Annotated in this window: 17 protein-coding genes; 13 read left to right on the top strand and 4 right to left on the bottom strand. The window is 64.4% G+C overall.

Annotated elements, in window-relative coordinates; all coding sequences use genetic code 11:
• Positions 1-131: 131 nt before the first annotated feature.
• The 5 genes from C2L65_RS33525 to C2L65_RS33545 are packed head-to-tail and all read left to right on the top strand — an operon-like array spanning position 132 to position 13833.
• Positions 132-2402 (top strand): DUF6603 domain-containing protein, encoded by a 2271-nt coding sequence (locus tag C2L65_RS33525; protein ID WP_042311977.1) that lies wholly within the window; start codon positions 132-134, stop codon positions 2400-2402.
• A 6-nt stretch (positions 2403-2408) separates the two neighbouring features.
• Entirely contained in the window at positions 2409-4964 is a 2556-nt protein-coding gene (locus tag C2L65_RS33530) for a hypothetical protein (RefSeq protein WP_042311974.1), read from the top strand.
• Between the two features lie 7 nt (positions 4965-4971).
• The gene (locus C2L65_RS33535; RefSeq protein WP_042311972.1) at positions 4972-8568 is read left to right on the top strand and encodes a hypothetical protein; all 3597 of its coding nucleotides are present in this window, start codon (positions 4972-4974) and stop codon (positions 8566-8568) included.
• A 13-nt stretch (positions 8569-8581) separates the two neighbouring features.
• Entirely contained in the window at positions 8582-10174 is a 1593-nt protein-coding gene (locus C2L65_RS33540) for a hypothetical protein (protein WP_042311971.1), read from the top strand.
• Positions 10174-13833, top strand: coding sequence for a S8 family serine peptidase (locus C2L65_RS33545; protein ID WP_042311969.1), 3660 nt, complete (start codon positions 10174-10176; stop codon positions 13831-13833). Before C2L65_RS33540 ends, C2L65_RS33545 begins: the two co-directional genes overlap by 1 nt.
• A gap of 126 nt (positions 13834-13959) precedes the next feature.
• Here the strand turns inward: C2L65_RS33545 and C2L65_RS33550 are convergent, their stop codons facing one another.
• A complete protein-coding gene (locus C2L65_RS33550; protein WP_042311967.1) occupies positions 13960-14493 on the bottom strand; it encodes a tautomerase family protein in 534 nt (177 codons plus the stop codon).
• 714 nt (positions 14494-15207) lie between these two features.
• On the opposite strand from C2L65_RS33550, the gene C2L65_RS33560 reads away from it, so the two are divergent.
• A complete protein-coding gene (locus C2L65_RS33560; protein ID WP_042311963.1) occupies positions 15208-16158 on the top strand; it encodes a LirA/MavJ family T4SS effector in 951 nt (316 codons plus the stop codon).
• Between the two features lie 58 nt (positions 16159-16216).
• On the opposite strand, the gene C2L65_RS33565 is transcribed toward C2L65_RS33560, so the two are convergent.
• Both C2L65_RS33565 and C2L65_RS33570 read right to left on the bottom strand, forming a co-directional pair.
• The gene (locus C2L65_RS33565) at positions 16217-16894 is read right to left on the bottom strand and encodes a carbonic anhydrase (RefSeq protein ID WP_042311960.1); all 678 of its coding nucleotides are present in this window, start codon (positions 16892-16894) and stop codon (positions 16217-16219) included.
• Between the two features lie 192 nt (positions 16895-17086).
• Positions 17087-17779, bottom strand: coding sequence for a potassium channel family protein (locus C2L65_RS33570; protein ID WP_042311956.1), 693 nt, complete (start codon positions 17777-17779; stop codon positions 17087-17089).
• Positions 17780-18187: 408 nt separating this feature from the next.
• Here C2L65_RS33570 and C2L65_RS33575 point away from each other — a divergent pair, with 408 nt between their 5' ends.
• From C2L65_RS33575 to C2L65_RS33595, 5 genes are all read left to right on the top strand, one after another.
• Complete coding sequence (locus tag C2L65_RS33575) at positions 18188-18439, top strand: hypothetical protein (protein WP_042311953.1); 252 nt, start codon at positions 18188-18190, stop codon at positions 18437-18439.
• 340 nt (positions 18440-18779) lie between these two features.
• Positions 18780-19166 carry a hypothetical protein gene (locus C2L65_RS33580; protein WP_042312004.1) on the top strand — a complete coding sequence of 129 codons (387 nt, stop codon included), beginning with the start codon at positions 18780-18782 and terminating at the stop codon, positions 19164-19166.
• A 213-nt stretch (positions 19167-19379) separates the two neighbouring features.
• Positions 19380-20417: a hypothetical protein gene (locus tag C2L65_RS33585; RefSeq protein WP_042311950.1), complete on the top strand. Its 1038-nt coding sequence runs from the start codon at positions 19380-19382 to the stop codon at positions 20415-20417.
• Positions 20418-20727: 310 nt separating this feature from the next.
• Positions 20728-21909, top strand: coding sequence for a porin (locus tag C2L65_RS33590; protein ID WP_042311947.1), 1182 nt, complete (start codon positions 20728-20730; stop codon positions 21907-21909).
• A gap of 359 nt (positions 21910-22268) precedes the next feature.
• Positions 22269-22955: a DUF2459 domain-containing protein gene (locus C2L65_RS33595; protein WP_052426942.1), complete on the top strand. Its 687-nt coding sequence runs from the start codon at positions 22269-22271 to the stop codon at positions 22953-22955.
• A 227-nt stretch (positions 22956-23182) separates the two neighbouring features.
• Here the strand turns inward: C2L65_RS33595 and C2L65_RS33600 are convergent, their stop codons facing one another.
• Positions 23183-24106 (bottom strand): LysR family transcriptional regulator, encoded by a 924-nt coding sequence (locus C2L65_RS33600; protein WP_042311942.1) that lies wholly within the window; start codon positions 24104-24106, stop codon positions 23183-23185.
• Between the two features lie 144 nt (positions 24107-24250).
• On the opposite strand from C2L65_RS33600, the gene C2L65_RS33605 reads away from it, so the two are divergent.
• Entirely contained in the window at positions 24251-25114 is an 864-nt protein-coding gene (locus C2L65_RS33605; RefSeq protein WP_042311938.1) for an amidohydrolase family protein, read from the top strand.
• Positions 25115-25264: 150 nt separating this feature from the next.
• On the top strand, positions 25265-26566 hold the full coding sequence (locus C2L65_RS33610; RefSeq protein ID WP_042311936.1) for a dicarboxylate/amino acid:cation symporter: 1302 nt from the start codon (positions 25265-25267) through the stop codon (positions 26564-26566).
• Positions 26567-26690: the final 124 nt, after the last annotated feature.

Here is a 26690-nt window from a genome sequence, read left to right on the forward strand (position 1 = left end):
GCGCATAGAGCGCCGGGCTTGAAATGACAGTCGCGTAGCCAACAACAGAGAGGTCGTCGTGAAGCCGGTTCCTCCCGCGGTGCTGTTTTCCGTTTCCGTTGTCGGCGCTGCGGCCGGAGCGTGAGGTGTCCATGCCCGGCGCCGAGATCAACCAGTATGCGGCCGAGCTGGGCACGCAGCTGTCGGCTGTAGGTACGCAGCCGGCAAACCGGATTGCCTCGCTCCTGCAGGCAGCGACGGCACTTGCGGCGTTGGCCGATCGTTCCGCTGGCTCGATGACCAGCGCCGAATGGAAGACGGCTGTGTCGCAATGGGAGGCAGCCCGCGACGCCTTCGGCGCCGAGCTGGCGAAAGCACTTCTCGGTCCTCTCGCGGACATCCCGGGGGTCGCCGCGCTCGCGGACGATCTGGGCAAGCTGTCCACCGAGGGCATCCACGGCAGCGTTGACCTTGGCCCGGTTCATCTCGAAGTCGCCTCGTCGATGCTGGTAATCCAGCCGCCCGAGTTTAGCGACCTGGCCGGTACGCCGGACCCGGTGACGATTGGCCCTTACCAGGTCGGGGAGGTTGCGGCCAGCATCGCGTCGCCATTCGGCGGCGGAGGGCCGGGCGGTGGATCGCTGGTCAGGCTGCCCGCAGCGGGCGGGTTCGGCGGCACGCTCGAACTGCCGCTTGGCGCCGTGCAGGTGACGGCATCCGCAGTGCTCGCGACCATCAACGGCCAGCCGTCATTCATCGCCGTCCTCGGCGTGCAATTCCTGCCGCCTGTCCAGTTGTCCTTCGGCTTCTCGCTCGACCGCGTCGGCGGGATTGTCGGCGTCAACCGCCGCCTCGATCCCGAGGCATTGCGCGCGGCCGTGCGCACGGGCGGCGCCGGCGATGTGCTGTTCGCCGTGAAGCCGCCCGCGTCGCCGTTGTCGCTCGTGACGGCGATCGACGGGTTCTTCCCCGCCCAGCCCGGCACGCATCTGGTCGGCCCGACGCTCAAGCTCGCGTGGCTCTCTTTCGGTCCGGCCGGGAGCCTGCTCGGACTAGACCTGGGCGTGATCGTCGAGTTGCCGGCGGGGCGTGTGGCCGTGCTCGGCGTGGGCCGCATCGCGATTCCTGGGCTCGACGTACTGCTCAATCTGCGGCTCGATGTCCTTGGCCTCGTCGATCCCGTCGAGCAGCTGGTCAGCGTGGACGCGAGCCTGGTGGACAGCAGCGTGCTTGGCATCTTCGAGGTCTACGGTGACGGCGCGATGCGGCTCAGCTGGGGCAGCTCGGCATACTTCGTGGTCAGCGTGGGCGGCTTCTTCCCGGGCTTCAATCCGGAGCCGGCCCGACTTCCGGCACTGCGGCGTGTCGGCATGACGGTGAACAACCCGGTGCCCATCATCGACATCCGCACCGAGGGCTATTTCGCCTTCACGACCAATACGCTGCAATTCGGCGGGCGGATGGAGGTCTCCATCTCGCTTGGCATCGAGGCGCATGGATTCGTCGAGGTCGATGCACTCGTCCAGTTCCGCCCGTTCCATTTCGAAGCGCATATCGCGGCGGGTTTCGGTGTGTCGGTGGAGGGCTTCAGTTTTGCGTCGGTCACGCTGTCGGGCATGATCGGCGGCCCGGGTCCCATCGTGATACGCGGCACGCTCTCGATCAGCGTGTTCCTTTTTTCTCTGGACTGGGACGAAACCTTCACGTTGGGCAGCGGGCCCGCCGATGCGCTGCCCGCGCCCGTCTCCCTGCTCACGCTCATCGCTGAAGAGCTTGGCAAGCCGCAGAGCGTGCAGAGCGCGAGCATCGCGGATGCGCAGGTGGTGCTGAAGCCGCGTCCCGGCACGCCGGGACTGGCGGCCGTGCCGGCGACGGGCGCACTTCAGGTCTTGCAGCGCCGCGCGCCGCTGGGCTTGCTGATCGACCGTGCCGATGGACGTCCGCTGGGTGGGCCACAAGGGGTGAAGGTGGACGGCGGAAGCGGCGACGTGACCGAGCGGTTCAGCCCTGGAAGCTACATCACGCTGACGCAGGCGGAGGCGCTGAACCGGCCTCCATTCGATGTGCTGCCCGCCGGGCGCGTGCTCTCGTTGGCCGATCCGCCGCTCGATGCGAACCGAACGCCCGAGGACCGCGAGGTCGAGCAGATCATCATTGTCGGCAACCGCATCAAGAGGGAACACGAGTGGACGCTGCTGACGCCGCTCGGCGAGCTGTCCGCGATGGTGGGAGCGGCGGGGCGTCCGCCCGCCCTCAGCGACGCCGCGCCGGTCATCACCGCGACGGCGGAACAATGGCGCGCGTCGAACACCGCGGAAGTCTTCGGCAGCGCCACGGCAGCGCATCAGTCTGCCCGCTATCGCGGCGGCATTGCGCTTGCCGCCAGCGATGCGGCGGCCCCCGTCGACCTCGCCACGGTGTAGCGGATCATGGCGAACAACCACTTCTATTCCCACTTCGACAAGGCGCTGCGAGCCGGTGCGACGGCTGCCAGCGGCGGCAGGCTGCAGGGCCAGGCCGAGGTGAAGCTGGTCGATCTCAACGATGCGGCGAATCAGCGCACTGCCAATGCGAGCTACGAGCTGTTCGGCCCGGGCGACGTCGAGCGGCTGGCGGCGGGCGCGATCACGCGGCGTTTTCCCGCGCCGTTTGCAAGCAATGCCGAAGTCACCAAGCTCGCCCTGGTGGAATTTTCGGCCGTCGATCTGCCGTGGCGCTACACGCCGCAACTCGCCGGCGCGGATGGATTGCGTCCGTGGCTCGTGCTGGTGGTCGGCCAGCGATCGGCCAACGACATCGTGCTGCGTCCCGATGGCCGCGTCACGCTGGGGCTCGTCGCGCAGTTCAATCATCGGCTCGGTGAATCGCTGAAGTGGGCGCATGTCCATGAGGTGGCGGGGCACGCGACGGTCGCGCGGCTGCTGGCGCCGTCGCCTGCCGGCGCGGGCAACTATCTTGACGACACGGAATATGTCGCCTGCCTTGTGCCCGCGTTCACCGCATCGGGCGACGACGCGTGGGACGGCACCCGGCCGGTGACGTGTGCGCTCTATGACTGGTGGTCGTTTCGTACGGGGCCAGCCGGGGACTTCCGCGATCTGGCGCGCAAGCTTCACAAGGCCGCGCTCGTCCCCAAGCCCGGCGGCAAGCCATTCGGCATTGCGCAGGTGAGCTACGCCAGCCGCGCCGCGCCGCAGAAGACGACCCAGTTGCAGACGGCGGGCGCACTGCGCCTTCCTCGCGTGCCGGGCGACCCGCCCGATCCCGCCGACGATGCGCCGCCCAACGATGTCGTCCAGGAGACGGCGGCGCTTGCGCGCCGGATCGTCACGCCGGACGGTCGTCCCGTCGTGACTTCGCCGCGCTACGACGCACCCTTCGGCGATGCGAACGGACCTGACGATCCCGTGGATAACGGCTGGATAGCGCAGCTTCGCAACGATCCGCGACTGCGCGGCGCCGCTGGCCTCGGAGCATGGAACGCGGTCGAATGGCAGGACAGGATCAGCGCCGCCGCGGCCTTGAAGGCGGGAGACCTTGCGATTGCCGCCGGCCGCATTCGTCATGTGGCGCTGGGTGTCGAGGTGAGCCGTTCGCTGTGGCGCCGCCGGCTGCCGGCCGATTCGCCCGAGCGTATCGCCGTGCTGATGCCTTCGCTGGGTCGATTGCTGACGACGGCTGGCCGATCCGCACTCGACGAGGTCGCTGGCCGCACGCCGCAGTTGAGCCGCGCGTTGCTGTCGTCGGCGGCGCGGCGCGCGCTGCGGCCCGGTCCTGCGCGCACTGCGCTGTCTGCCGATGGCCGTGCGCCGTTCGGGGCCGTCATCGTCGCCGCCAACCAATGCCCGGACGACCGCGCGGACCCCGCCGGGATCCGCTCGACCGGGCGCGACCCCGATGCCGCCGTCAAGCAGGCGATCGTCGAGGCTGCGCGCGGCGACATGGGCCTTGCCGACGCCGTCCTGCAGCACCTCGGTTCGCACCCGGGGCCGGGCGCTGTCGCCGCGGCGCTCCGCGCGCTTGCCGCGGGGCCCGGCGGCAAGCCTGATATCGAGGCGGTGAAACGCTTCCTCGGCATGCGAGCGTTTCCGGAGCCGGACCTCTCGGTTCTCGAGTGGGACGGCTGGATGAACGAGCATGCGTCGCACGAGCCCTGTCGCGCGATCGATCTCGAGGCGTTCGCCGGCATCGTGTCCAAAGCGATCGACCCCACCGTGGCGCGTCCGCCTGCTGTCGAGCGCGTGCTGGCGACGCTGCCCGGCATCGAGCACATCGGTCCCGTCGAGATCGAGCCTGAACTCGATCTTCCGCTCTGGAGCTTCGTGTCCGAACGGGCGCCCGACTGGATGCTGCCGGGGGCAGGCGACCTGCTCGACGGCGACGTGGTCGCGCTCGGGACCAACCCCGTGTTCGTCGAGTCGTACCTGGTTGGGGCCAATCATCAGGCGAGCGCCGAGCTTCGCTGGCGCAACGTTCCGCTCGTCACGCGCTGGTCGCCGCTGCGAAAGTTCTGGCAGCGCAAGAGCAGCGTGCTGGACATCGTGCCGATCCGCCAATGGAAGGCCGCTGATCCACTCGGCAGCGCGGCGTTGCTGCCGCCGGACCATCCGGGCGACGAGGCCGTCGTCGCTTTCCGCACGACGCTGTTTCGCCGCTACCCGTCGACGGTGGTCTACCTGTACCAGCAGGAGAACGACTGGGCCGCGCCGGCCCTGGACCTTGCGCTCGATCTGAACAAGCGCGTGGACCCGAGCTTCACGGGCACGATTGGCCGCGACCTGACCTTCTTCGGCTTTCCCGTCAAGCCGCAGGAACTGCTCGACTACTGGGTGGTGCTTGAAGAGCCGCCCGCCGGCTACCGTTTCTATCACGCGCCGGACCCGCTCTTGCCGGGTTCGGAGGTCCACTCCGCCGACTACGCTCACCGCCGTTTTGCGGTACCCGTGCGCGTGATGATCGGGCGGCTTCTTCACGATCCGGTGTGAGGCGCGCATGAGTACGGTCGAAGTGCTTGCCCCGCTCCGGCTCGAGACGCGCTTCGTGCCGCCCGCACAGCGTACTGATGGTGTCGCGCAGTGGATGCTGCGCCTGCGCGTCTACCCGGATGAATTCTCGGTGCCGCGCATCGTTGCGCCGCCCGTCAAGGACGAACTCGACCGGCTCGCGGAGGCGATCGGCCGCATGGCGGGGCCGACGCCATTGTCCGAAGCCGATGCCTTTGGCCTGTTCGCGGGCTTCGTCGGCGCCGGCCGCGCGCTCGCGCTGTGGCGTCAGCACGTGATCACGGACAGCGAAGGGCAGCTCGCACTCGATCGCACGGGCGAAACCGGCCACACGTCGTTCCGGGTGTATGGCGCCGTGGGGCTGCCCGAACAGATCGACGTCTGGTTCGTCCACGCGGACGGCACGCGGCAACTGGCTGCAACGCTCACGCCGGACCGCGCCGCCATCGTGGCGGACCTGGATCTCGCACAGTTCACGGCGGGTGGCCTTGCGGGCGGCACGCTGCCGGATACCTGGTGGCTCTCGTATCCGCGCGCCGTCAAGGTCGGGCTCGGTATCGACATCGATGTGGGCGCGGTGCCGCCCGCGCTGGATGCGCTGGTCGTGCTCGGCATCGGAGAGACCGATGCCGCTGAACTCGTCGATGCGCACAACGCGTCGGCCAGAATGGCGGTGCTCGCGCCAGGCACGCCGACCAACACCGTCGCCGGCGAGCCGACCACGGACTTTGGTGAGCATGCCGAAACGCTCTATCCGCTGTTGCATGTGAAAGCTGCTGATCAGATGTCGACGGAGTCCGTGCTGAGCGGCCTGACGGGCCGTGTTGCACCCGCTGCGTTGCCGATGCTCGGCGGCGAGCTCGATTACTACGGCCCGGGATCGCTGGCAGTGCAGGGGTTCTGGCCCGCGCTGTGGGGACGGTATCTGCGGGATGTGACGGGCGCGGGCGAGACGGAAATCGAACTCGCGCGCTGGGCGATCCGCTACCTCGCCGTCGAAGGTCCTCGCCCGGCGTTCAGGGTGGGGGAGCAGCCCTATGGTCTGCTGCCGGCTTCCGCTTTCGCGAACTGGATCGATGAGCCGGGCGACGCGCTCGCCGCGATCGAAAGCCGTATCCGCAGCTGGGCGCTGCCGTGGCGGCGCGCGACGGCCAGCGCGAATCGCGCAGCGCGTGTGCAGGTGAACGGTCAGGATTCGCGCGGCCTCTTGAGCGTGCTCGGTCTGCATGCGCCGAGCCGCTACTGGGGCGTGCGCGCGACCGCCGATCTCTACCAGTTGCAGGCGCTGCGCCTTTCGCACGGCATGCCGCCGCTCGATCATCAATGGGATGACGCGGCCGCCGGCGCGCTGCGCGGTGTGCCCTCGCCGCTGCATCCCGTCGGACGCGCGCCCGGACGCGGCGCCATTCCCGGCCCGCCGGACGACGAACAGGAGAAGATCGAACTCCTGAAACGCCTGCCGACGATGGACCCGGAACTGCTTTTTGGCTTGCGCGCCGAACTGGGTCTGGTCGGGCATCTGATGCGCGAGACGCTGATCGCTGGTCGCGCGATCGTCGGTGATGCCTTCCGCCGGCTCCAGCAGGGGATACCCATCAGTCTCGGGCAGCCACTCGCCTGGGACGACCAGGCGGCATATCGCGACGCGCTTTTTGTGGGCAGCGACGCTGCCGTCCAGACGCTTCGGACCGCGAACGATCCTGCGGGCCGGGTGCTGGCGCAGCGCTTTGCCGATGTGCAAGAGGCCCTGGAGGTGATCGCCGATCTGTGGGACAGGATGGCGCGTCCGCTGTTTCGCGCCGCGCTGGCCGCGCTGGATACCGCCGCCTTTCGCGTCGATCCGTGGCTCACGGGTCTGGCGGAACGTCGGCTGCAGCGGCTGATCTCGGTGCGTGCGCCGTTCCGCCTCGGCGTGTACGGCTGGGTCGATGCGCCCGCGCCGTTCGACGCCGCGCCAGACGGCACGCTGGCACCCGGACCGACCGTGGCAGGACTGCTGCACGCGCCGTCCCCGGCGCAGGCCATGACGGCCGCGTTGCTGCGCGACGCGGCCGTCCGGCATCCGGGGATCGACCGGTGGCGTCTCAATCTCGACAGTGCGAAAGTGCGCGCGGCTGTCGCACTGGCCGAGCGCGTCCGGCTGGGCGTGCATCCGTATGAGGCGCTGGGACTCGAGGTCGAAAGGATTGCGGGCGATTGGGACGTCGTCCGTACGTTACGGGAAACCTATCCGCTGGCCGCCGACCAGCAGCAGCGCCGCGTGTGCGACGGTCAGAAGGTATTGGCCGCGGCGCGCGACGGCACGCTGGCCGCGGGGCTGCCCGCCGATCTCGCCGCGCGTCTCGCGCCGCTGGACGAGGTGCTCGACACTTACGCCGACCTGCTCGTCGCGGATGGCGTCCACGCGCTCGTCACCGGCCATGCCGATCTTGCCAACGCCGCAATGGAAGCGGCCGCCGGCCTCGGCGCGCCGCCGGAGTTGCGTGCGATCCGCACGCCGCGCGAGGCGACCACCGTCAGGGTCAGCGCATGGGTCCTTCTGCCTGCCGCCGCCACGCCCACCGGCCCCGACGCGGACCCGGCCGCCGTCGCCGACCCGACGTGGGATGCTGCCCTCGCTCCCATACTCGGAGGAACGGACGACGGTGCGTCGAGCGCCTCGCTCACGGGGGGCGCCTACGAAGGTCTGCCCAACACGGCCGATGCCGACCTGCGCGCGGCTATCGCCGCCGATCTCGGCGCGCGGCTTGTCCAGCTGATTGGGCTCGCGCAGTCCGCGCACGACGCACTTGCCGCGCTCGATCCCGACGCCGCCGGGGCGAGCCAGGCTGTGACGGACGCGGCGGCGCGCTGGAACGTCGATCTGGGCGCCACGCCCCCGACCAGTTCCGCCGATGCCGGGCCCGGCACGGCCGAGCGGCGCGATGCGATCGTCGCGGCGTTGGCCGACCGCCTTCAGACGGCAGCGTCGCTGCCGCCCGCCGACGTGCGGCGCGGGCTGCGCACGCTGGCCGGCCGTCCGGAACTGCCGGTGCTTCCGATCGTGCCGCGCGCCGTCTTGCCCGTGCTGCGCTTGCGCCCAGGCCTCGATCGGGAGTGGCTCGAAATCGTTGCCGCCGTGCGGCCCCGGCTGGCTGCGCTGGAGGCGCGTCAGCTCGATGCGGCACAACCGGCATGGCCCAGCGCGATCGCCGCGCCCGGCGGCTCCACCGACCCTTGGCATGCGGCAGGCCCTGTCGTGCTCGCGTATGGTCCGGGGCTGTCGAGTTTTGGAAGCAAGGTGGCGCTCGCCGCAATCGACGGCTGGAGCGAATCGGTCCCGAGCCGCCGTCATACGACCACGGCGGCGTTCGGCTTCAATGCGCCGAAATCGCGGGCGCCGCAAGCGGTGCTGGTCGCGGTGCCGCCCGATCTGACACAGCGGCTCGACAACGCTGGCCTGCTCGACGTAGTGCTCGAAACACGCGAAATGGCTCACGCGCGCGCGCCTGCGCAGAACAGCGCGGGATCGATGCCGCACGCGATGTCGACGGCGCTGGTGAGCGCGCGGTCGCCGTTGTCGTTTCTCGCGAACTGGCCTGCGTGAAGGAGCATGCACGATGAGCGATCCGTTCTACCTTGCTCTCGAGCCGCGTCGCGCGGACAGCGACGAGGGGCTGCGTGCGCGCGTCGCCGATCCTGTGTGGTTTCTGTCGCGCCAGTGGCAACTGGGCGAGCATCAGGGTGAGGATGCATCGTCGCCCGTGGCCGTGCGCTGCGCGCCGCTGCACATTCCCATCAGCTACGACCGCGCGCGTCCGGACCTTGACCCCACGGTGATTCCAGCCGAGGCGTTGCTGGAGGCGGAGCCGGGCGACTGGTGGACGATTGGCCGCCGCGTGCGGCTCGGGCGCGCCGCAGCGCCGCTGCTCGACGCGACGGTGATCGGGCGCCTGAAGATGGGCCGGCTGCCGACACCGTACGAAGCGCTGGCTGACGAAGTGGACGGGCGCGCCGTGTTCCTCGCCGGTCATCTGGCCGGTCACACGATGTGGGCGGAAGTGCCGTCGCCCGCTGCCGACCGCTGGTCGTCATCCCAGTTGCATTTTGACGCGCGCTTCGAGGCGGGCGGCACCGCGTTGCAGGTGCGTGAGCATAGGGGCGGCGATGTCGAGTGGTTCACTGTGGACGGCGCGCCTGGCACACTGACCGTGACGCGCGCCGTCGCACCCGCCGATCCGCATGAAGTGATTCCCGGCCGGCTCGATTACCCCGGCGCGCCGCAGCCGCGTTGGTGGCAACTCGAAGACCACGCCGTCGATATCGGCGGTTTCGCGCCCGACCGCTCGCATTTCCCGACCATGCTGCTGCTGGATGCAGTGCTCGCGCATGCGGACGACTGGTTCACCTTCCCGGTCCGTCCACCAGCCGATCCCAGTCAGAATCCGTCGAGCGGCGTATTGGTGACGCTCGAAGGCGTCACCGTGCGCGACAGCTTCGGCGAGACCTGGAATCTGTCGGCACCCAGTGCAAGCGGTGCCGACGCGTGGTCGCTGTTTCACACAGCCGGGCTGGCCGAGTCGTCTCTCGTCGTCTGGCCGGTCGCTGTCGCGCCGCTGACGGGCCCTGCGCTCGACGAACTGCTGATCGGCGTCGATGAGGACGCCAACCTCGCGTGGGCCGTCGAGCTGCGCGCGGATGGGCTGCAAGTGCTAGCGAGCGCCGATACGTCGACCGCGCTCGCGCAGGGCACGCGAACGGGCACGCGCGAATTTCGCTATTTGCCGTCGACCACCTTGCCGGATGGCTGGCATCCGTATCAGCGGATTCGTATCGGCGATCCGACGCCAGGCGGCACGGTAGTCAGTACGGCAAACGATCCGGGCGCGGGCGATGGACGCTCGGGTGGCTGGCGCCAGGGCGTGCTGGCCGACCTCACCGGGATGTATCCGCGGCCCCGGCCCGGCCCCGTATCGCGGCTGATCGGCGGGCCGTCGGGCGTGGGCCTTGGACGCGGACACATGCTCGCCTCGCGCGCGATACCCAGCAACGGCGTCATGCTGCGACGGCGCGCGATGCTCGCGCGCGACACATCCGGCCGGCCGGTCCTGTGGGTCGAGCGCAGCGCGGCGCCCGTGGCCGGGCCGCCGACATCGCACCTGCGGTTCGACGTTTTCGCCGAGAACGCGGTCTCGAAGCGAGGAGGCGGGTGATGGCCTTCGTCGACGTGCAACTGATCGATGGACTCGGCTTGCCGTATATCGCGGGCGCCGAGGCGGGGCTCGCCGATCCTCAGCTCGATCCTCTTTTCGACGCTGCATGGCAGGCCCTGCTTGCGGCTTTTCCGGGCCTGAGCCTGCAGCCCTTGTTCGATAGCCTGCCCGTTGAGCAACTGGCTGACCTCGTGGATGCCGTACGCCTTGGCGGCAACGAACCGCCCGACCCGTTCGTATGGTTCACGTTGCCGTGCGAGGACGCTGCAGCACAGGCGCTCGCCACAGCCACGAGCGCGCTGCCGATGGTGCGCTTTGCCGGCGTGCGCGACAAGACGTACCTGCCCGTTTCTTATGGCACGAACCCCGACGCGCAGCGCACGCTGCAGATCCAGCCGTCGCCGAACGGCGTCGATGCCGTCTATGCGTGGGACGTCGCCGGAGGCGCCGGTGACGGCGCGCGTGTCGCCGACATCGAAAGCGGCTGGCTTCTGACCCACGAGGAACTGATCGGCGCGCGGGTGCGCAAGCTGTCGGTGTTCGGATCGGCTTTCGTCGATCACGGTACGGGCGTGGTTGGCATCGTGGCCGGCTCGGACAACGGCGTCGGGACAATCGGCATCGCGCCCGGCGCGGCCGTGGACCTGGTAACGGAGGATCGCGGCGGGGTCGTGAACCGTGCCGCAGCCATCGCCGTGGCCACCGCGAACCTCTCCAGCGGCGATATCCTGCTGATCGAGGGCGCGCTGCCCTTCACGCCGGCACCCCAGCCGGCCATCCTGGTGGAGTTCGACCCCGCCGTGCAGGTGGCCATCGGCATCGCAGTGGGCCGTGGCATCACGGTGATCGAGCCGGCGGGCAACGGCGGCGTCGACCTGGACAAGTTCCCCTTCCTGGCCCACACGCGGCCTGATTCGCCCACCTTCAGCGGTGCGATCGTGGTTGGCGCGGGTGAGTTTTCGGGCCCGCCGTCCGATCAATGGGCGCGCACGTTTTCGTCGTTCGGCAGCCGGGTCGACTGCTTTGCGGCGGGCGCCGCGATTCGCGCGCCGGCGGCCAGCGCGCCCAACGCTTATCAGAGCTTCAGCGGCACGTCGGGGGCATCGGCGATTATCGCGGCGAGCGCAGCGCTGCTGCAGTCGATGACGCGCGCCGCTACGGGAGGGACGCTTCTGCCCGCCGACGTGCGCCGGCTGTTCCGGAGCGCGTCGCTGGGCGTGCTGCCGGACGATCCACTCGGCGCGCGCATCGGCGCGATGCCGGACCTGCGCAAGATCATCCGCGCGCAAGGACTCGTGCGTGTGCTGCCCGTGGCGGGCGCAACGTCCGGCGGGGACGCGCTGTTCATCGTCCATCTCGACGCCGACAACCGGATGGTGCGGCGGCATTGGACCTTCTTCACAGGCTGGGGACGGCCACTCGCGGCCGACCCGCCGAACGACCGCTTCGAACTGGTCGCCGCGCAACCCGCTGCGATCTCGACGGAGGAAACGCAGCCGCTCGCACGGCTGCGGCACGACGCGTTCTTCGGCGGCGCGGGCGGCATCCAGCATATGTTCTGGGATTCGCTGGGCCAGCAGGGCGATGTCTCGAAGCCGGTGGTCGCAAGCGGGCTGGTCGCGGACGGTCGCGCGGTCGCGGTGGCGCTGCCGACACCGGACCGGCTGCTGCTGGCGGCGACCAATCCGCAAGGGCGGCTCGTCGTGTTCGTCGGCGACCCGCAAACGCTGCTGGCGGGCATGAGCGCACCGCTGGTCCTCGATTCCGTAGCCAGCTATCGGCGTGTCGCGGGGCCTGTATTGGTCTCGCGCGGCGCGGGCAGTGCAGACGTCGTCGCGATCGAAGACGGCGGCAGCTTCAAGTGGTACACGGGCAACGTCCTCGCGACGGTCGGGACGGGCTGGAGCGGAGCCGTTACAGACTCGAGCGGCGTGGCGTTCGAGCCCGGCGCGCGGCCGGCGCTGCTGGCGCTCGGCGGCAGGCTGATTGCCGCAGCGGTTGGCCCGGAGGGCTGGTTGCGGGCGATCGACATCGATCCCGCCTCGCAGACGATCGCCGAGCCGGTGGTCGTCGACGTGCAGGCGACCATCGACACGCTCGGGCCGCTCGCTCTCGCGCTGGCTGGCAACCGCGTCGTGGTCCTCGCGGTCGACACCGAACGTGTGCTGCGTGCCGCCACGCGTGCCATCGCCGGCGGTGACTGGACGCCGCTGCTGCCGATCGTCTCGGATACCGCGATCAGCCCGCTCGGCGGCGTCACGGCGGTGTCGATCGATCTGGGCGTGATGGCGATCGCGGTCGACGTCGGCGGGACGATCCGGTCAGCGCTGTCGGCTAATGGGCTCGAATGGACCGTGCTCGCTCCGCTGTCCCCGTTGGCGGAACCAGCGGATTTCACCGAGACGTCGCCCCTGCGCTCCGCGCGCCTGACGGGTGATCCCACGTTGCGGTCGTGCCTCGCTGGCGAGCACCGCATGATGGCGGGCGATGACGGCCTGCCTGTGATGCGGCTTCAGCAGGCCCTGATCGATCTTGGCCGGTCTGTGGGGCCGACGGGTGCGGATGGTGTGTTCGGCCCGGATACTGGCGCCGCCGTAACGGACTACAAGACGGACAAAGGCCTGGTGCCTGACGATCCCGTCGTTGGGCCAGGAACGACGCGGGCGCTCGACGCCGACCTTCTGTTCGAGCCGCCGGGACTTGATCCGACCTTCGCCGAATTCAGCCCCTTCGTCGTCGAACATCGACTCGAACAGTTCGTCGCGCTGGAGCTTGCGTCGCTCCTGCATGCGCCGCTCGATTCCTGGCGACACATGCTCGGCCGCTCGGCGCTGGCGCTTCTGGGTTCGGGAGCGCTTCTCGGGATCGTTGCGCGCAGCCGCCTGGACGATCTGAAAGAGCGCTTCACGCGGACCGCCGACTCGATGCAGCGCGGAATAAGCGCCGATACGCTGTTCAGCCAGGCGGCCGATTCGAACAATCCGGCCGTCACGATGATGTTCTCAAGCGGTGGCACGATCAAATCGTTCATTGTCGTGAGCGACGCGACGATTCTCGGACGTGAAACAATCGTGCGCCGTGTCGATGGCACGCATGCACCCGTGACCTTGCAGGGCGTTCTCGTGCATGAACTGACGCACGCGCGCAATGCACCGGCTCTCGAAGCACTGCGTGCGACGGCCGATACGGATGCGCTGGTGTACGCCGACACCGCCCTGGCGCAGGCTCGTTCCGCCACGGGTAGCCCAAGTGCGAATGTGTTCCGGTCATTCGTTTCCGAGCTGACCGCGCGACATGTTCACTGGGTCGTGCTGAAGGAACTCGCGGGCACGCCCGGGAGCCTTGCGGTGCTGTCATTGCCGGCGGATCAGCTGGCCGAGGCGGCGTTGATCTACTTCGTCGAGATTTCGCATCTGTTCGATTCGAATGGCTACATTGCTGGCATCAATGCGCAACACGACGCAAAGCGGTTCAGCCAGTTAGCGTTGTGGCTGAAGCATTGCGCTGATCAATCGTTCAGTGATGCAGATGATCAGGACAGGCAGTCGACGCTAGTGTTTCAGGCGGCCGCGCGGGTGTGCGCCGAATGGGCTGTGGACGGGCCACTGGATGTGCCCGACGAGAGCGGTCTTTATCCTCTGCCTAACGATTTCGCATAGCGCTACGTGTTGATTTGACGAGGAGCCACTTTCGATCGTGTTCATACGGGAAGTGACAGGCTTCGTCTATCTGCTGGTAGTCATCCTCCAGCCAGATCAGTGGCCCCGTCGACCAGCGAGATCGTGCTAAGCGTCTTCGTTCGCCCGTTGGAATACATCGACAGTGGCCTCGAGCGTCATTCGTGCCTTTTCGCGCCGTCTGCGCGCAAGTCGCTCCGCGCCGGCGCTGCGTTCGGCGTCACCCGCAAGCAAAGCATGAATGTCGGGTAGCGTAAAGATGGTGCCAAGACTGCCCCAGGTGCCATCCGGAATCTCCGTCGGGAAGACCCAGACGCGCGATGCGACCTCTTCGAACGGTCGGTTCTCGGCGCGGGCCACCGCTTCCGTGATCGCCTTAACGAGGGCTCTACGCGACTCGTCGGTGTATTGGCCTTCGGGCGCCGATGGAATGATCCGGTAGCGCGCTGCTTTCGAGCGTTCCCCACCGACGAATACGGCAGCAGGTCGATGGAGATTGAGAACAGATACGCGCTGTGCAGTCGGATTGGCGGGATCATACCCTTCCGCCTTGATCAGAATGTCAGTCAATTCTTTGATCAGATGGGCTTCCGCCTCTCGGGTCAAGGCATCTTCGGGCCAGAGTGCGTCGATCATTGGCATGGTGCTGCTCCTTCATAAGGTGTATTGGCCTTGCGGTTCGCAAAAGAGCTCTTCTACTCGTTCAGGCATGCATTCCGGTTAAATGGCGTGCGACGGCGACGATGCGATAGTCGTGTTGACGGATGCCCTTGACCAGTTCTGCGCCGATGCCTTGCGGTGCGCCAGTGACGCGACTTTTTGCGAGTTGCTCATGATTGCCCTCCAGGAGTGTCGGCATTTTGCTGTCGGGAGTCGGCAGCGCCGTTGGGTTGTCAATCTAGGCTTACTCGACCCGGTTGCGTACACCTGCAATGGACAAACAGTTTTGATCTCCAGGAACAAATGCAACTGGCGCGGCGGTATCGGGCTGACGGGCAGGCGATGGTAGCGTGCGGCGATGAACGAGACGAAATCGCGTTATCACGGCCAACGCGTGATTACGCGTGAAGCCCTGCTCATAAGCCGGCCGGATAAATGTTTGCAAACCATTTTTCACTTTCGAAAGAGAGCTTGTATAAAAGGGCGCCTGGGCCATACATACAAAAGTCGATTACCCTTGGAAAGAAGGTCAAGCTAAATGAGGGAAATTCCGGCAAGCTTCCCGTACGCCGACGACGTGCATCTTCAACGCTCGCAGGTTCGACTCACCGCCATTCACCCCGGGTGAGGATCGAAACCAGCTGCTGTGCCGACGCCGCCAGCGTGGTGGTTATTGCAGTCCTGTGGAGGTTCGAGATGAAACAGCCAGACGAAATTCGCAAGGAACTGACAGACGCCTTCGATGACAAGGACCTGAAGGTCAACGGCGCGCTGCTGAGCGCGTCCCCCCATTTCGGCGACTACGTGAGGATGGGCTACTATCTCTCGTGTGGCCCGCGAGGAACGATCAGCGGTGAGCCGGTCATGCGGAATGCATTGATCGCGCTGGACGCGGACATGACGAGTCGGATAGACAAGTACTATTCCCGCGAATCGCGCGCAGTCAAACATTTCGGTCAACAACAGACGGCCTACGCAACAAAGACCGCTCAGCCGGACAAGGACCGGGATTTCTCCAAGCTTCTGACTGGCTCGCTGGAGGAGTTCGAGCGGAATCACGGATTCGTCGTCGTCGGCGAGCGGCTCCCGAACTATGCCGGCTTCGTCTTCGGAAATGTATTCAAGGAATCTCTGGCGCTGAAACAGCACTGGAAAGATGTCGGTGCCGGCCCGGCGCACGGTGAATACAGCCACCGCCTGCAGTGGTACATCCTGATCAGGGCGGGCGCGATCAAGACGGTGCCGGTGAACCAGGAGGCGACGGTGTTCGCCAGCATCGCACCCTGGCAGAAGGGCAAGACCAATTTGTGGACCTTCATCTTCGACCAACTTGCCAAGGACGCGTCGATCGGCGGCGACACGCTGGACTTCCGGTCCCCGGAAAATCTCAACCTCTGGTTGGTCGGCGACGCCTCGCCGGATTTCTGTCCTGTTCTGCGTGCGTTTCTGCGCTCCCGCATGGCCAAGCGCCAATCCACCTACGACATGGAAAAGTATCTCGCCAAGAAGCTGAGGAAATCGGAGGAGGAGATCGCGGGAATCATGGAATACATGCGCGACGAAACCATCGCGAAGCGCAATCCATCAGCGCGCATCGCCTATCCGAAAAATGCCAAACCCGAGTTCGTGCCATATGTGAAAACCTGATGCCTGGATGGCCGGCGCTAGAACCGGAAAGGCACATCAAGAGAAGAGCGCCCCGTGTTTACCGCGCGCGAAAGGCGAGGCGCTCGGCGAGCCGCTCAGCCAGCGCACGGTCAATGACTTCGAATGAGCGGCTCGCTCGTTCATAGGCATACATGTCCCCGGTCGCAATGTCGAACCACCAGCCGCTCAATACCAACGCCTTGGCCATGACCTGCTGGCGGACGATCGGGTAGGTCATCAGATGCTCGAGTTGCACAAGGACATTGAGTTGCGACAATTGGTCGTGCGGCTTCAGTCTGTCGTCCAGCGGGCCTTCGTGTTCGAGACGAAATGCCGCGTTGTTGGCGTGGTATAGCCATTTATCGAGGTTCGGCGTTTTCAGCTTTGGGTTACGTGCATAGACGGCTTTCATCGCACCGCATTCGGAATGTCCGCATACGACGATATTCGCGACTTTGAGCACCAGCACTGCGTACTCGATCGCGCCTGCCTCGGAGAGGTCGCCAGTCGAAGTGCCCTCTGCGGTCGCCGGTGGTATCAGGTTGCCGACGTTGCGCATCGTAAACAGATCGCCCGGATGAGTCGATGCGAGCAGGTCCGGCACAACCCGGCTGTCCGAGCACGTGATGAAAAGTGCATCAGGCGTCTGGGCGAGCGCAAGCTTACTGAACTGTTCTGCGTAGTGCGGCAGCATTCTCTCGCGGAATTCGACAATGCCCATTATGAGTTTTCGCATGGCGCGTCTCCGAAACAGTATGCACGACAGGACTGCCAGATTCGAATGCCGCGTTGTGCCTGTGCGGCCAAACCTTGACGCTCGTCGTGCGATTGATTTTTTGCCTTGCCACAGATGGAGCACACACGCATGGCAATCGCGGCTACCGCCTTCCGGAAGTCGGCTGACGCGCGCAGCCCACTCATTGGCCGCCTACGGCACTCTGTCGTCGACGTAACTCTCTCGTGGCGGGTAAACTCCCGCCAACCGGGCGATGAGTATCGCGACGAATAGCGCTCCCGTTATTTGCTCGATCATGCATAGGCCGCGCGCCTGACGCGTGAGCGGCGTGATGTCTCCGAAGCCGGTACTAGTGAGCACGGTGATGCTCAGGTAAAGGGCATCGGCATAGACCACTCGCCCCGGTTGCCCGACGATCATGTACGAATGCGGATAGAAGAATCCGACGAGCGCGTAAAGGTACGCCCAGAGCACACCGATCAGAAGATAGGCGGCCGCAGCACCAAACAGCTTATCCTGCGTCATGATCCTGGGCTGGAAAACGTAGCGGAGCAGGTAGGCGGCGCTCATGAAATAAAGTACGGCGCAGAACATCCACGACCTTGCCAGGTCCGTGTCGCTGTCGTGCCAGAGACCGAGATACTGAAACCACACGGCGGGAACGGCGAGTAACAGCGCGACGACGAACGACCGCGTCGTGCGCCCGACAGCTGCGATCGTCGCGATGAGGAGGAACATGTTGACACTGTTCAGAATCAGGCGGCCGTAGTCGCTCGCGGGGACGAACGACACCGCGCCGATGAGCACGAGCAGAACGAGAAACAGCCAGAAGCAGCGCTGGAAGAAAATATTCGACAGGGCGTTGCGCGTGGCATGGATAGCCATGTTGATCTCTCGCACGGTTCGTCATGCTGCTGACTCGTAAGGTCGCATGTGCGCCATGCGAGCGCAATCGCTTTGTTGCAATCGCGGTGGACCCTCGTTGGTCAACAGCGACGCTCGCCAGAATTTCATCGGTGAAGCGCCGATCCTTTGTTCGTAACTAGCGGAAGCACTAATTTGGCTTTCGTGTGGAAAATATCCGGTAGAAAACAAATCAAATGAGACGATTTTGCTTTTTTGCTGATGCCGACTTCAGGCCGCCGTTTGGTGGCTAAACTTATTATGAAAGCGGAAGGATCTGTAGAAGAAGATTATCGCTTGCAACGGGGGCGTGTCAGACAGAGTCGTGCAGGAGAAAGCGGACGCCAGCCCACTCGCGAGCACGGCCTACCAGACCGGTAAGGCAATCCCATGGAATTTCTCTTATTGGCCACGATTTTCTTCACGTCGAGTGCATTTCTTTTCGGCGCGGCGGTGGCGCCGTCCCCGCCGGCGGCGAACGAGCCAGCCTCCGTTTCCAGATATATCGAAGACGGGGCCACGGGCTCGCCGCTGATCTCCCAACTGCAAGGAACGAATGGCCTGTCCGCTCAGCAAGCTGGCGGGGCGACCTTCACCAACACGATGTCGGACGAGCGCATAAGCAAGGATGCGAACAACTGAACCGCTAGTTTGACGCAGTGACGATTACCGTTTCTCTCGTGCGGCTTTCACGGTACATTGCGTGGGCTCAAGAGCCCGCGATATGGACGCCAGACGGCGAATTGCCTGAATGTCCAGCCTGATTTTGCTTCCGACGAAAGACCGTCTCGTCGATTCTGCGCCGCCGGCTTCATCAGATGATTTTCACTCTGCCGCAGGAATTGCGTGTTTTCAAACAGCCGCTTTGAACTAGAATCTTGACTGGTTGGTAGAGAGCCGACCGCCGGGTTCACAAGCAATGGCAGTGAATGCTTGTGTTGCAGCGAAGCTTCGTGACTATTTCATGAATCAGGGGATCGTGATGCGCGCCCACCTTGCTCTCGTTGTCATGCCTCTTCTGCTTCTTGGTTGCAACACACCACCCATTCCCCCAGGAAAGCCCGTCGATATTCCCACCGCATTGGAGCAGGTCATGACGGGCCTGTGCAACTTCAAGAAGGAACAGGCGGCGCGCGGAAAGGACTGGGGCGTCGCAATAGAATCGATTACCGTGGAACTCGACCTGACCGTGGACGGCGCGAGAACTCCGGCCGTGGCCGTGGCACCCGATATTCAGTTTATTCCGACCGTCAGCTACGGGCAGATCATCACAGCCAACAGGGGCAGCAAGATCGCGCTTACGTTGAAGAACACCGGCGGCGGCAGTGTTCCAACCGGCGAATGCGCTCTGTCCAAAGCCGAAAAATAGGCGATGTCGAATCGCACTGCGTCATTCGCATTGCGGACAGTCACAACCACCGCCAGTAACAGGCGTGTGAACCAGCAGAACTTCGTGCCCCAAACTGGGCCTCTATCCTCGCGGTAAAGCGGCCACATAGTTCCACTTGAATCGAAAGTCGTGCATTGCTCCGGCTGGAAGGCATGGGAAGATTTCCCAACGCTCCAACAACGGGACTGCGTCATGTATATCCGGTTCGACAAGGCGAGGTGCAACCCGCCGCGGTACCTGCCAGATCGACTGAAGCGTCCGTCGTTGTCGCGATACATGCGGGCAGCCGCCTGCGGCCTGATCGTGACCCTGCATCCTGTACAAGGGTTCGCGCAGGCCACGCCAGGACCTCTGTCCAGCCAAGCCGTCGTTGGTGGCAACGTCAAACGGCATGCCGATGCCGTGCTTGCCGTCATGACCTACACGACGGTGCCCGATGTTACGACCAGTTCGCTCTCGATCAATAGCGGCACCACCGGCAACCCCAGTTTCGGTCAGTCGCAACTCGGAGGCGGATTCACGATCAGCAAGTCCTTTCCGTTGTATGTTGAAGGGACGATCGCCTACAGCCGCTACGATCCGACCTTCGTCGCCACGGACGGTGCCGAGCAGCGTCCCGTGCCGACAAAATGGAACACCTTCAGTGGCACGGTTGGCATCGGCTGGGATTTCCGGATTACGAACGAACTGGTGTTCCGCCCGATCCTGAACGGTACGATCGGCCGCGTGTCGAGCGACCTGAAGGTAGGGCAGTCGATCTTCAATCGCGTCACCGACCGCGACCTTCAGTTTCTCGAGAACGGGTCGCTGGACGCATATGGCTACGGCGGCTCGCTGATGCTCGACTATGAGCACTATCGCGACAACTATGAAATCGACGCTGAACTGCGCGCGACCGATATCTATCTTCGCAGCTTCGGGAGTTCATCCGATGCCGTTCAGGGCTCGGCCATGGCGCAGCAAGTGAGCCTGTGGACACGCTGGCGTGCGCCAACCGGCTGGCACGCGCTGGACCGGCCGGTCCGTTACGTGCTCGAGTTCGCCTACTCCCATTATTTCGGTGACAGCGCGGGAGTGCTCGGCTTCAACGAACTGACTTCACTCGGCGTCGGCCTGGAGCTTGATAGCAGCAGATATCCGATCATCGTCACGCGGACACGCGCAATGGTGCGGTACGTGTTTGGACATAACGTCCACGGCGTGTCCTTCGGATTCGCCATGAGTTTCTAAGCGGGAATTTACCCGGGGAAGGGACTACAGGCGTCTCAGGGGCTACCAACGCAGACAAAAGCCACCGGACGAGGAGATGTCCACGGCTAGCTGCGTTGTCGCGATCTGGGGTAGGCGGGGGATCTTCCAGGACGCAGTTCAACCGCCATATCTGAAGTTGGCGGTTCTGACTTCGGTCGCATAGAGTTTAAAGAACATCGCCCCTTTTCCTGACGATGATCCGCATGGTGCCGCGCCCTGCAGGCATCTACGTCGGCGTTCAAAGCGTCGCAGGAAAATCGTTTCTCTCGGTCTTGGGCTGGAGAAAAAAATGAATAAGTTACTTATAACCGGCACGACGACGATGATCACACTGGCCAGCGTAGCAGCGCATGCGCAAAGCAGTGTGACGCTTTACGGGCTAATCGACGCGGGTCTAACCTACACGAACAGTCAGATCACCGGGACGGGTGGCGGACACAGCAACTGGGAGATGACGAGCAATGCGGTTCAGTACAGTCGCTGGGGCTTGCGCGGGGCTGAAGACCTCGGCGCGGGGCTGAAGGCCATCTTCACCTTGGAGAGTGGCTTCAACCTGAACAACGGGCAGTTCTCGTCGAACAACCGCATCTTCAATCGTCAAGCGTATGTCGGCTTGTCGAGCCGCGAGTACGGCGCGCTCACGCTGGGCCGTCAAACCGACAGTATGGTCGATTTTGTCGCGCCGCTTTCATTGACGGGCACGGAGTTCGGCGGCACGCACTTCGCGCACCCGTTAGACAACGACAACCTGAATGATTCGTTCCAGATTAATAACTCCGTGAAGTACATGAGCCCGGATTTCGGTGGCCTCAGGTTCGGTGGGCTTTACGGCTTTTCCAATCTGGCGGGTGGATTCGCGAACAATCGCGCCTATAGCTTTGGCATGTCCTATGTATGGGGAGCGCTGAACTTCGGTGCGGGTTATCTCCAGCTCAACAGTTCTGCGCGCACGCCGGGACAGTTGAATACAAATGGCGCAGTCACCGACACAACGGGATCGTCCCTGCAGGGCGCGCGCTCGCCGACCGATGTGCCTTTGGGCGTGCTGGCCAGCAGTCAGAAGACCTTTGGTGCTGGCGTGAACTACACCTTTGGCCCGGCTGTGGCGGGTTTCGTGTACTCGCACAGCAAGTTCGCCCAATTCTTCCAGACCGGGCTGAGTGGAACTTTCCAGAACTTCGAGGGCAACTTCCGCTATGCGCTGACGCCGGCGGTCGAACTTTCGGGCGCATACACCTATTCGCGCGCGGGCGGAAACGGAGGCGGCGGCATTCCGCATTGGAACCAGGTGAGTGCGATGGGCGACTACCGCTTCTCGCGGCGCACCGATGTCTACATTCAGGGAGTGTGGCAACGGGTGAGCCCAAGTGGCACTTCGCCATTGGGCGTGGCGTGGATTAACGGCGTCACCGCGCCGTCATCCACGAGCAATCAGGTTGAAGCAACCGTGGGCTTGAGGCATCGCTTCTAATACCTCAGGAACGACCGAATTGCCTGAAAGACCATAGTTCACTATGGATTCGGTCGTCGAGGTGACTGAGAATACTCACAATTGTCGTCTTCACACGCTGGTCAAGGCGGCTTAAGGATGGTCAGCAGACCTTAGAGCGGCCGTGTTGCTGGACTGCGCAATGACGGCTTGTAGCCGACTGTACGCGTTCAATGCCAAGCCTCATGATCTGCCCGTCAGAAACATTCGCCTGGGCCAGTGGCGCCTTTGTGACGGCATGTCGAATGCCTCCTGCCTGAGTGTCCTGGTGGTTGCGTGAACTCGCCCGTGCTGGCGCTGACTACACTTCTGGGATGCGCGACGCCCATCATCAATTCCATATGACGCGAACGGTAAGGCGGCTGGCCGGGTTCGCGCTCGCCCACGCCGCCTTTCTTGCTGCCTGCTCGACCATCCCGCTCACGCCCGCCAGCGGACCGCCGGTGACCACCATCGACGTGGTCGAGCGCGGCTGGCATACGGATGTCTGCGTGCAGGTGCGGGACGTGCCGGACCTGCAGGCCTGGCTGGCACAGGACTTCGTCGGTGCGACCCATCTGTGCTTCGGCTTCGGCGAACGTGAATTCGCGATGACGCGGGAGCACAGCATCCTGGCGACGCTGTCGGCCCTGTGGCCCGGCCCCGGCGCGATCCTGATGACGGTGCTGCGCGACACGCCCGTCGCCGCCTACGGTGCCGACAAGGTGGTCACGCTGCAGGTGGCCGCGGCCGGCAAGGCGGGCCTGGCCGCCTACCTCGACCGGTCGGTGCAGCGCGACAGGCTATCGCACCCCGTGCGGCTCGGCGACGGCCCCTATGCCGGCAGCCTGTACTTCGGCGCCACAGCGAACTACGCGGGCTACTACACCTGCAATACCTGGACCGCCGACGCCCTGAGGTCCGCGCAATTGCCGGTGGACGGCACGATACTGTTTGCCAGCACCGTGTTTCGACAGGCGCGCGACGTTGCCGCCTGCCAGCATCCGGGCAACTTCACTGGCACGGACCCGGCGTGCATACCACGGTAGAACCTGCAGGCACGACGACCGTGTGAGAGTTCGGCTGAGGCGAGGAGTCGCTGCTGCTCAACGAGATGCAGCCGGTCAGGGTCAGCAGAGGTAGCAATGCCAGCGAGCGCGCAAAGAATCTGAACCTTGCCATGACGATCTCCTGGTCAGGTCGGGCGGGTGCCGATGCGGGCGTCCGGAACCTCGCCTTTGCCTGTCTGGAGTATAGGAAAGTCCGTCGACAAACATCACACAGCATTCCCGTACAACGGGAGAATCTTCGCTTCCAGCATCGCAATCGCCTGGATCGCCAGTTGCGACAACGTGTGCTTGCTGCTGGTCGCTATCGCGAGGCGGCTGAAGAGCGTCGGTTCAGTGATCCGCATCACCTGAAAGCGGCGCTTGAGCGCATCGCTTGTCGTTGCGTTCAGCGATAGCACCGCGTACCCGATGCCCTCGGTGACAAGGTCGAGAATCGACGTGACAGCATCGACCTCCAGTTCGATCCGCAAACGCACGCCTTGCTCCGCCGCTGCCGATTCGACCATCCGCCTGATCGCATGCATACGGCCTGGGATGACGAGCGGATACCGCGCGATTTCCCGCAACGGAACGGCCGTCAATGGAGCAAGCGGCACATCGCCGCGCGCTTCGCCCGTATCAGGACCGATCAGGAACAACTCTTCGGTAAAGATGGTTCGCTTGTCGATCAACGGCGTGTCGAACGTGTCGTACATGACGGCGACATCGATTCTGCCCATCATCAGCCATTCGATCAGATACGTGGATAAACCCTGCGCCACGGAAATGGTTGCGCCCGGGAACGTCGTCCGAAAGCTCTTGACGAGTTCGTGCGTCGCAACCTTCGCGAAGCTGGGCGTGATGCCGATGCCGAAATGGCCTCCGGGCGCGCCATGCAACCCGTCGAGGTCCTGCGACGCACGCTGCACTTGCTGCAGGATGCCTTTCGCGTGCGCGAGCATCCGCTGGCCGGCAGGCGTCGGCGTCACGCCGCGTCCGTTGCGTTCGAGCAGCGTATGACGCAATTCCACCTCCAGCTGCCGCACGAGCCGGCTCAGAGCGGGCTGGTTCGTGTCCAGCGTGATTGCGGCGCGGGTAAAGCTTCCAAGTTCAGCGACCTGAACGAATGCCTCGAGCTGCTTCAGTTCCATTGTGAGGTATGTGAATTTCACATATCAGCTAGTTGGGTATGGCAATTGTAGACAGAACCATGCGCCGTCACAATCCGCTCATCCAATCGCTCATTCAATCGAGTCCGCGCCGCACGCGGAACCTGCACAAAGAGACGACGTTCGATGAAATCCTGTTTGCCGCCCGATCCCCATCCCGTTCAACCGGCCCATGCGCTGCCCGCTGGCGCCTGCGACGCGCATTGCCACGTATTTGGCCCCGCCGACGTGTTTCCCTATGCGCCGGACCGTAGCTACACGCCTCCCGACGCGCCGGTCGAGCGTCTCGCCGCGTTGCATGATTTTCTTGGCGCGAGCCGCGGCGTAATCGTGCAGGCCAGCTGCCATGGCACCGACAACACGGCGATGCTCGACGCGATTGCGCGCGGCAATGGGCGCTATCGCGGTGTCGCCATCGTCGACGGCAAGGTGACCGACGAACAGCTTGCTCACCTGGACGCACACGGCGTGCGCGGTGTGCGCTTCAACTTCGTCGCGCATCTGGGCGGCGCGCCGGATCTCGACGTATTTGACTCGGTGCTGGAACGTATCGAGCGGCTCGGTTGGCACGTGGTGCTGCATCTGGACGCACAGGACATCCTGCAATACGCGGAGCGGATCGCACGGATCAAGGTGCCGTTCGTGATCGACCACATGGGGCGCGTGCGCGCCGAAGCCGGGTTGGATCAGCAGCCGTTCAGGCAGCTGCTCGAACTCATGCGCAATCCGCTCGCCTGGGTTAAGGTCTGCGGCGCGGAACGCGTGTCCGCGGGACGGCGGCCCTTCGACGACGCGATTCCCTTTGCACGCACGCTGATCGAGGCCGCGCCCGACCGCGTGCTGTGGGGCACCGACTGGCCGCATCCGAATATCAGCAAGGACATGCCGAACGACGGCGAACTGGTCGATCTATTGTTCCGTTTCTGTCCAGACGCTGCGCTGCGCGAGAAGCTGCTGGTGACGAACCCTGCGCGCCTTTACGGGTTCTGAGAGTCCAATTTAAACACTACGCGTTGAACTGCCACGTCCGATGGCAGACAGACGGGGAAGCAGCATGCCCCGTCCTTTCGCTAACAATCCATGGTCAGGAGACACGATGATTCAGATGTTCTGGCAAGTCCTCCGTCGAGGAGCGACGTCATGAGTAACGGTGCAGTCATGACGTCGCGCACAACGGCGACGAAGAAGCCTTTCTATCGCGCGCTGTACTTCCATGTGCTCGTCGCGATTCTGCTCGGCGTGCTGCTCGGCCATTTCATGCCGTCGCTGGCAGTGCAGATGAAGCCGCTCGGTGATGCGTTCATCAAGCTGATCAAGATGGTGATCGGCCCGATCATCTTTTGCACCGTCGTCACGGGCATCGCGGGCATGGGTGACATGAAGAAGGTCGGTCGCGTGGGCGGCAAGGCACTGCTGTATTTCGAAGTGGTGTCGACGTTGTCGCTGGTGGTCGGTCTCGTTGCCGGGCATCTGTTTCATCCTGGCAGCGGTTTCAACCTAGACCCGGCGAAGATCGATACGAAAGCACTGACGGGTTACACCACGGCCGCGCATCAGCAGAACACGGTCGAGTTTCTGATGCACATCATTCCCGACACGGTTTCGGGCGCGTTCACGTCCGGCAATGTGCTGCAAATCCTTCTGGTCTCAGTGCTGTTCGGCGCTGCGCTCGCGGCCGCAGGCGAGCGCGGACGACCACTCGTCACGATGATCGAAGGCTTTGCGCATACGTTCTTCGGCATCGTACACATCATCATGAAGGTCGCGGCAATTGGCGCGTTCGGCTCGATTGCCTTCACGATCGGGACGTACGGCATCGGTGCAGTGCTGCCGTTGCTGAAGCTGATCGGTGCGTTCTATCTGACGCTCGTCGTCTTCGTGCTCGTCGTGCTCGGCGCGATTTCGCGGCTGCTTGGTTTCAGCATCCTGCGTTTCATGGGCTATATCCGCGAAGAAATTCTGATCGTGCTTGGCACGAGTTCGTCCGAGGCCGCGTTGCCGCAGATGCTCGAAAAGCTCGAACGTCTCGGCTGTTCGAAATCGGTGGTGGGTCTCGTGATTCCAGCGGGCTATTCATTCAACCTCGACGGCACAAATATCTACCTGACGATGGCGGTGCTCTTCATCGCGCAGGCATTCAACGTCGAACTCAGTCTGACCCAGCAACTGACGCTGGTTGGCGTGGCGATGCTGACGTCGAAAGGTGCTAGTGGTGTGGCGGGCGCGGCGTTCGTCATGTTGACGTCGACATTGCTGGTGTTCCCGCTGATTCCTGTATCGGGAATGGTGCTGATTCTCGGCATTCACCGCTTCATGGGCACCGGGCTCGCGATCGTCAACACGATCGGCAACGGTGTCGCGACGCTGGTTGTGTCCGCATGGGAACACGAACTCGACCGTTCCAAACTGAACGCCGAAATGCTGCGCCGTCGCGCGGGATGACCGGCTAGCCAAACAACAAAACGCATGAGTGTTTCGTGGGTCTGCGTGTGCGTCGAGCACACGCAGCGGGACCACTCGCGCCTGAAAAATACAAACCGTCTGGAGACGCAGTTGAAGTCAACTA

Source organism: Paraburkholderia terrae (assembly GCF_002902925.1).
In the GTDB taxonomy this organism is placed as follows: Bacteria; Pseudomonadota; Gammaproteobacteria; order Burkholderiales; family Burkholderiaceae; genus Paraburkholderia; species Paraburkholderia terrae.

Excerpts from the sequence above, each read along its gene's own strand:
- C2L65_RS33575 (WP_042311953.1), top strand. The coding sequence starts at position 18,188 with ATGGAATTTCTCTTATTGGCCACGATTTTCTTCACGTCGAGTGCATTT.
- C2L65_RS33580 (WP_042312004.1), top strand. The coding sequence starts at position 18,780 with ATGCGCGCCCACCTTGCTCTCGTTGTCATGCCTCTTCTGCTTCTTGGT.
- C2L65_RS33565 (WP_042311960.1), bottom strand. The coding sequence starts at position 16,894 with ATGCGAAAACTCATAATGGGCATTGTCGAATTCCGCGAGAGAATGCTG.
- C2L65_RS33605 (WP_042311938.1), top strand. The coding sequence starts at position 24,251 with ATGAAATCCTGTTTGCCGCCCGATCCCCATCCCGTTCAACCGGCCCAT.
- C2L65_RS33530 (WP_042311974.1), top strand. The coding sequence starts at position 2,409 with ATGGCGAACAACCACTTCTATTCCCACTTCGACAAGGCGCTGCGAGCC.
- C2L65_RS33585 (WP_042311950.1), top strand. The coding sequence starts at position 19,380 with ATGTATATCCGGTTCGACAAGGCGAGGTGCAACCCGCCGCGGTACCTG.
- C2L65_RS33560 (WP_042311963.1), top strand. The coding sequence starts at position 15,208 with ATGAAACAGCCAGACGAAATTCGCAAGGAACTGACAGACGCCTTCGAT.
- C2L65_RS33550 (WP_042311967.1), bottom strand. The coding sequence starts at position 14,493 with ATGCCAATGATCGACGCACTCTGGCCCGAAGATGCCTTGACCCGAGAG.
- C2L65_RS33535 (WP_042311972.1), top strand. The coding sequence starts at position 4,972 with ATGAGTACGGTCGAAGTGCTTGCCCCGCTCCGGCTCGAGACGCGCTTC.
- C2L65_RS33545 (WP_042311969.1), top strand. The coding sequence starts at position 10,174 with ATGGCCTTCGTCGACGTGCAACTGATCGATGGACTCGGCTTGCCGTAT.
- C2L65_RS33525 (WP_042311977.1), top strand. The coding sequence starts at position 132 with ATGCCCGGCGCCGAGATCAACCAGTATGCGGCCGAGCTGGGCACGCAG.
- C2L65_RS33540 (WP_042311971.1), top strand. The coding sequence starts at position 8,582 with ATGAGCGATCCGTTCTACCTTGCTCTCGAGCCGCGTCGCGCGGACAGC.
- C2L65_RS33595 (WP_052426942.1), top strand. The coding sequence starts at position 22,269 with ATGACGCGAACGGTAAGGCGGCTGGCCGGGTTCGCGCTCGCCCACGCC.
- C2L65_RS33600 (WP_042311942.1), bottom strand. The coding sequence starts at position 24,106 with ATGGAACTGAAGCAGCTCGAGGCATTCGTTCAGGTCGCTGAACTTGGA.
- C2L65_RS33570 (WP_042311956.1), bottom strand. The coding sequence starts at position 17,779 with ATGGCTATCCATGCCACGCGCAACGCCCTGTCGAATATTTTCTTCCAG.
- C2L65_RS33590 (WP_042311947.1), top strand. The coding sequence starts at position 20,728 with ATGAATAAGTTACTTATAACCGGCACGACGACGATGATCACACTGGCC.
- C2L65_RS33610 (WP_042311936.1), top strand. The coding sequence starts at position 25,265 with ATGAGTAACGGTGCAGTCATGACGTCGCGCACAACGGCGACGAAGAAG.